The following is a 6,000-nucleotide window of genomic DNA, read 5'->3' on the forward strand; positions in this document are numbered from 1 at the left end:
TACGGCAGAGGACGGCCTTCGGCCTCCTCGCGGGCGCCTGTTCGGTTCAGGGCCGGGTGAAGATGTCGTGGGTCCCGATCCGGCGCCACACGATGTGCCGATCCCTGGTTATCCGCGCCTGGCCGTAGCACCACGTCGCGCGCCCGTCCGGCGTCCAGGTCAGCTCGTAGACGCCCGGAGCGGAGCGGACGCCCTTGGTGCGGAGCCCGGGTGGAAGCGGCGTCCGGTGTGCAGGTCGGGGACGAAGGCCTCGAGGACGGCGGGGCGGAAGCGCTGGTGCTGGGCGGGGGTGAGGCGGTCGAGGTCGGTGGTGAGGCGGGGCAGGGTCTCGAACGTGGGAACGGCACCTCCGGGCAGCACGACGAGGCCCCCGGTGGATACCGGGGGCTGGGGGAGCGTTCGGGGTGAAGCGGAAAGAGTGCGCTATGTGGTGCTGATAGGCGACGGGTTGGGGATGGTGCCGGAGAGCGATGACACTCCGGGCCCGCCTCGGGCCGTACCTCGCCTGGCGGGACGCGGGCGAGAAAGTCGAGCTCTTCTTCCCGCCTGGCGGGACGTGTACCGGACTGGCCTTTTCTTGCTGGTCAGGGCGGTGTGGCGTGGTGGTGGTCATGAGGGATGTCAGGCTGATCAGGCGCGGTCAGATGTACCGCTACTTCCTGCGGCAGGTCGTCGTCGGTGACTACCGCTGCCCCGTCCGTACACCCCTCGGCATAGCTCAGGTACAGGTAGGTGTCCGGCCGGGCCGGTGGACGGGACGGGGCCTGGCCGATCGTATCGAGGACGAGCTGCGCCAGTTGTTCGGTGAGGGCCGGGATGCTGGGCCGAGCCGTGGAAGTGACGGATATGGACATCGTCTTCCGTCCGCAGCCGACCATCCAGCTGATGTGGGCGCTGGGGGAGGAGGAGACGCGGCAGGTGGTCGGGGCCGCGCACGAGCGGGCGATCGAGGCGACGCTCGCGTGGATCGAGGACCATGCTTCGACCATCCGCGTCGGGGCTCAGGGCCGTTACCCCACCCGGCCGGTGCGCGGTCTGGCCTTCGCGCGCTTCCGCCACTACGAGTCGAGGGCCGGGGCACCGTTGCTCCACGACCACCTCCTGGTGTACCTGCCGGGGCTGCGTCCGGACGGGAAGTGGGGCGCGGTGCACTCCACAACCCTGCTGGAGAACGTCGTCGCGGCCTCCTCCCTCGATAACGAGCTCGTTATGGCCGGGGTGTGCGAGGCGCTGGACGTGGCCTTCGAGCCGTGCATCGTCAGCGCGGGGCGTCGGCCGGTGATGGAGGTGGCCGGGGTGCCGCACGAGCTGATCGGCTGGATGTTGCAGCGCGGCCACGAGATCGACCTGTGCCGCCGGGAGCTGGAGCACGAGGACGTCACCGCCGCCGACGAGGACGGTGACCTGCGCTTCGGGCCCGTGGTCTCCGAGGAGGCCCGCACGAAGATCAACCGGATCGCGGCCAGGAAGACCCGCCCGCCGAAGCCGAAGTCCCGCTCGCTCACGCAACTGCGTTCCGACTGGCGGGCGAGCGCGAAGGCGTTCCTCGGGGAGGCCGCGCATCTCGTCGACACGCTGCTGGAGCGGGTGCGGGCCGCGGCCGCCGCGATCCGCGCCCGCGTCGCCGAGATCCTGGACGTCGCCCTTGCGGCTCTCGGTGTCCCGGCGATGGTGTTCGTGATGAGCAGTAACGGCCTCTTCCACCGCCGTCATCTGCTGGCCGAATCCCGCCGCTTCCTCGCCCTGGTCCAGCGTGGCCGCCGTCACGAGTTGGGTCTGGACGACAAGATCGTGAACGCGGCCATCGCGGCACACTGCCTGGACATCACCGAACCGAAGACCACCCGGGGCCTCCTGGCGGACTACCGCCTCTACACCGCCCACTGGGCCCGCCCCGATTCGACCCACGCCCGCAGGCGGCCTCTGACGTCGACCACCGGCCCCCGGCCGGCCTCACCGCCCCGGACGGTCCGGCCCTGCCGGTGGGAGTGGGGGAGTGGGACATCCCGCGTGTCCCGCTGCGCTACGACCGCGCGGTCATCGCCTCCACCGCCCTCACCCACCAGCTGCGTGCCGCGCGCGGTGCGGGACGTGCCCGGTACTACGAGGGCGTCGCCGCGCACCAGCAGGCCGCGATGCCCGAACAACTCCTCCACGTCCTCGACACCGACACCGGCACCAGTACCGAGGAGCCGAAGGCCGAGGGCGAGTCGGCGAACTACATGAAGAGGCTGCGGGCGTTCCAGAAGGCGCGTGCCGGGATGGACGTACAGGATCTGGCTGCCGAGCAGATCAGCAGCATCCAGGCCCGCATCGAGGAGACGAAAACGCGCGGCAAGGTACTCCAGGAGCGCTACCCCTACGGCCCCGAAGTTCCTGCCTGCCTGCCGGCCGGTCCTCGAGGACCAAGAGCGCGGACAGCGTCCCAGGCAGCCGGGCACCGGACACGGAGGGGTGAGCCGCTGAGTGGACTCCGCTCTCCACGGGTGGGCTCCATTGCGTGGAGAGCAGAGCCCACCGAATGGAGCCCACATCTTCGGCCACCGGTCCGCCGGGGGGACCGGTGGCCGAGGTCGCGGATGCGCCGGTCGGGACGTGGTCGGCGGCCACGCCCTGGCGGTGGGGAAGAAGAGTCAGGGTGGGAAGAGCCTGTCACGGATGTACAGAGATCCTCGTCATGATTTACCCGATCCCGGATCTCACCCCGGACCTCCTGGCGCGTCTGAGACAGATCACCGACGCGGCCCGGCTACGGGCGGCGCTGTACGTGGCGCCCGCTGTACCTTCGCCGGTCCGGGGGAGCCGAACACGGCAGTACCCCGGGAGTCGGCCGAACCCGCCATGGGCCCCACGGCCGCGTCGCTCCCCCTGATCGCACACGCCACCGGCATCCGGTGCACACGTCCGATGCCGATGCCGATGCCGATGCCGATGCCGATGCCGGTGGCGGTGGCGCGGCGCGTCGTGGTCGTTGGTGGAGGTGTTCGAAGTATCAACGCGCGGACACAGGAGCCCTGTTGGTTCCCTATCCTGCTGTACTCGCCCTTCCGCATGCCCTCGTCGAGTAGGTCACGATGCCCGTCGTCACCCGTGAGGGTGACCGCCGCTGCAAGCTCCCGCCGCACCAGCGCGCACTCATCGCTCTGGTGTATCTGCGCCGCCACGGCACCCTGGCCCGGATCGCGTCCGGCTTCGGGATATCCGTCGGCACCGCCCACGCCTACGTCGCCGCCGTGACCGGTCTGCTCGCCGAACGAGCTCCCGGCCTGTTCAAGACGCTGCGCGAACATGATCCGGAGTTCGTCCTCTGGACGGCACTCTCGCCGAGTGCGACCGCGTCGGCGGCAGCCGGGCCGACTACTCGGCCAAGCACCGCCGGCACGGCGTGAACGTCCAGGTCGTCACCGGACCTGCCGGTGAGGTGCTGTGGATCTCGCCCGCGCTGCCGGGCCGCACCCACGACCTGACCGCCGCCCGCACTCACCACATCATCCGGATCCGCGAACGCCAGGGCGTCCCCGTCCTCGCCGACTGCACCTATCAGGGCGCCGGCCCCTGGGTCACCACCGGGCTCAAACGTCCACCGGGCGGCGAGCTCATCCTCACCCAGCGCACCGTCAATCGGGCCTTGGCGGCGGCCCGGGCACCGGTCGAACGCGGCATGGCACGGCTGAAGTCCTGGCAGATCTTCCGCAGATCCCGCATCAGTTCCAACCGCATGACCGTCATCGCCAAATCCGTACACACGCTGCTGAACTGCAGTTATTCAGGATGGAAGAAGCTCACGGAGTCTTTTCCAACCTCACGCTGACGTGTGGTGAAGGACGAGGACGGCCTGGACGATCGCTGTGATGTGGTTGGTGCTGCAGCGAAGCTTCCGTAGGAGACACCAGCCTTTCAGAGTGGCCACGGCCTGCCCGCCGGGGCAGCGGATCTTGGCGTGGGTGCTGTTGTAGCGACGCTGCCACCGCTTGAGGCGCCGGCCTCGAAACGGGACCCGGACAGCTCCGCCGGCGCCCTGGTACGCCTTGTCCCTCCAGCATCTGAGTCATGCTTCGACGAGGGCTTCGATGATCCCGTGCTGCCGTGCGGCGGTCAGGTCGTGAGTCGAGCCGGGCAAGACCGGTGAGACCCGGAGCAGCCGTCCGAACGGATCAGTGAGGACCTGCACGTTCATGCCGTGACGCTTGTGCTTCCCGGAGTGATAGGGGTGTCGGCGGCGATGTGGTCGATCGGCAGCAGGGTGCCGTCGAGGATGACGAACGCCTTCTGCTGGATCGTCCGCATCGCCTCGGCCAGGGACGGGGCGATGGCGGCCAGGGCCTCGATGGCCTCGCGTATGTAGCGGTAGACGGTCGCGATCCCGACGCCGAACCCGGAGGTCGGCTGAGCGTAAGTATCGCCGCATCGCAGGTGGGCCGGGGCGAGCAGAGCCTGTCGCGAGGGGGGAAGGCGCCGCCGGCGCGTCCCGATCTCCCGCCGCCTGGCTGTCAGCCGTCCGGTCAGGAACCGCAGAGTACGGCCGGACAGATCAATCGCCGACGGGTGGGCAAGCACGCGAAGCTCCTGGCAGACACGGGTGATCTTGGTCGAGAACCCGTCTACCAGGAGCTTCGTCGTTGCGCAGGCATGTCCAGCTCACGGTCAACATCGCCAGCTTGGAAAGAGCTCACTGCCGACCGGTCCCGACGGCCTGAGAACAGACTGGACAGTGAGGTTCGGCGATGGGCTGGAGAGTGCGGCCGTGCCGCGTCCGAGGCCCCGGTCGGTGTCCCGGAGCCCCCACGCGGAAGTCAGAGGTCGATGATCCGGAGCGCGAAGAAGAGCGCCACGGAGAGCGAGCCGAGGAGGATGAGGGACACCCAGATCATGGGGTGCTCCCAGATGCCCCCGTCGGGCCGCTCGGGATGGGCGGAGGAGATGGAACCCTCGACGGGCGGGGTCTCCTCGGGGGGTACGAGCGGTTCGGCCATGACCTCTCCTCCGATCGGTGAGGCGGATTCGCTGCCGTCTCCACCATTCCCCGACGGAGAGATGGGTGCCAGTCGCGTCGTTCTTGCGTCGAAACGCGATCGAGAGGCATGCGGCACGTGCCGGGCGTCCGTCGCCCCGGGCAGCTCTCGCCGAAGCGTCGTCCCGGCTTCGCGCGATCGGCCCCACCGCACCCGGGCGTTCGCCGCGATCGGGTCGGCCCGGCGGACCTCCGCGGGCCACTCCTCACCTGCGCCGCTCCTCGGTCGGCGGCTCGGGCGACGTCGCGGTGCGGCCGCCCAGGAACTGGTACGGCCTGAGCCGGCGCGTCGCGTCCACGAACGGCGTCCTGACGGGGTGCCGGTACTCCGACGTCCTGTCGGGCCGCCGGTCGGTCGCGGGACGACGCGGCTGGGAGGCGGGGTCGGGGGGCGAAAGTTCCCCGTCCCTGATCCTCGCGCCGAGGAGGAAGGCGTCGATGACCACGGCGACGACGAGTCCGACCGACGCCTGGGCCAGTTCCGCCTGCCAGACGGCGGCGGCGTTCGTGAAGGGCGCGGAGCCCGACGCGCATACGCTCATGTCACGTCCCTGTGGTCGGGAGGGGGCGGAGCCGTCGCGTACGCACCCCGGCGGTCGCCGTTCTTCCCGTGGTCGGCAACTCGAAGGTGCTACTTCGAGGACCTTTCGAGCGATATGACCCTCTCGGATGCAACCTGTAATGGCACGGTCGCGCACGGTTTTCGGGCACCGCCCGTGGTGCGCGTGACGCCGGACCGTGACTCGCACGGACGACGGAGGGACCGAAGCGCTGTTCGCGGCCGTTTGCGCACAAGGCCGGGTCACGCGTCGTCCCCGCGTGGCCCGCATCCGGGGAGGCCCGCACGCGGAAGAAGGGGAACCACACCACGACGTTTCCGGAGATCCCCTTCCTCATGTCCGATCAGCACGATCCCGCCCCGTACGACGCCCTGCTGCTGCTCTCCTTCGGCGGCCCCGAGGGGCCGGACGACGTGGTCCCGTTCCTGG

The 6,000-nt window shown here is 69.8% G+C and carries 4 protein-coding genes and 2 pseudogenes; 2 read left to right on the forward strand and 4 right to left on the reverse strand.

All coding sequences use genetic code 11. The features are described from left to right. Positions 1-584 precede the first annotated feature (584 nt). On the reverse strand, positions 585-854 hold the full coding sequence (locus tag ACWGSR_RS30325) for a hypothetical protein (protein ID WP_453571162.1): 270 nt from the start codon (positions 852-854) through the stop codon (positions 585-587). On the opposite strand from ACWGSR_RS30325, the gene mobF reads away from it, so the two are divergent. Continuing rightward, positions 847-2,226, forward strand: coding sequence for a MobF family relaxase (gene mobF, locus ACWGSR_RS30330; protein WP_453571165.1), 1,380 nt, complete (start codon positions 847-849; stop codon positions 2,224-2,226). The genes ACWGSR_RS30325 and mobF overlap by 8 nt on opposite strands. Positions 2,227-3,074: 848 nt before the next feature. Further along, a pseudogene (locus tag ACWGSR_RS30335) lies at positions 3,075-3,811 on the forward strand (transposase family protein). On the opposite strand, the pseudogene ACWGSR_RS30340 reads toward ACWGSR_RS30335, so the two are convergent. The 3 genes and pseudogenes from ACWGSR_RS30340 to ACWGSR_RS30350 all read right to left on the reverse strand — a co-directional run bounded on the left by ACWGSR_RS30340 (position 3,803) and on the right by ACWGSR_RS30350 (position 5,553). Further along, positions 3,803-4,557, reverse strand: a pseudogene (locus tag ACWGSR_RS30340) (transposase family protein). The pseudogenes ACWGSR_RS30335 and ACWGSR_RS30340 sit on opposite strands and share 9 nt — an antisense overlap. Before the next feature lie 236 nt (positions 4,558-4,793). Beyond that, positions 4,794-4,973 carry a DUF6480 family protein gene (locus ACWGSR_RS30345; RefSeq protein WP_366379450.1) on the reverse strand — a complete coding sequence of 60 codons (180 nt, stop codon included), beginning with the start codon at positions 4,971-4,973 and terminating at the stop codon, positions 4,794-4,796. A gap of 244 nt (positions 4,974-5,217) precedes the next feature. Next, positions 5,218-5,553, reverse strand: coding sequence for a DUF6479 family protein (locus ACWGSR_RS30350; protein WP_453571169.1), 336 nt, complete (start codon positions 5,551-5,553; stop codon positions 5,218-5,220). Between the last annotated feature and the right edge of the window lie 447 nt (positions 5,554-6,000).

The sequence above is a fragment of the Streptomyces sp. NPDC055632 genome (assembly GCF_053618675.1).

Coding starts and splice junctions, on each gene's coding strand:
- ACWGSR_RS30350 (WP_453571169.1), bottom strand. CDS start 5,553: ATGAGCGTATGCGCGTCGGGCTCCGCGCCCTTCACGAACGCCGCCGCC.
- ACWGSR_RS30345 (WP_366379450.1), bottom strand. CDS start 4,973: ATGGCCGAACCGCTCGTACCCCCCGAGGAGACCCCGCCCGTCGAGGGT.
- ACWGSR_RS30325 (WP_453571162.1), bottom strand. CDS start 854: ATGTCCATATCCGTCACTTCCACGGCTCGGCCCAGCATCCCGGCCCTC.
- mobF (WP_453571165.1), top strand. CDS start 847: ATGGACATCGTCTTCCGTCCGCAGCCGACCATCCAGCTGATGTGGGCG.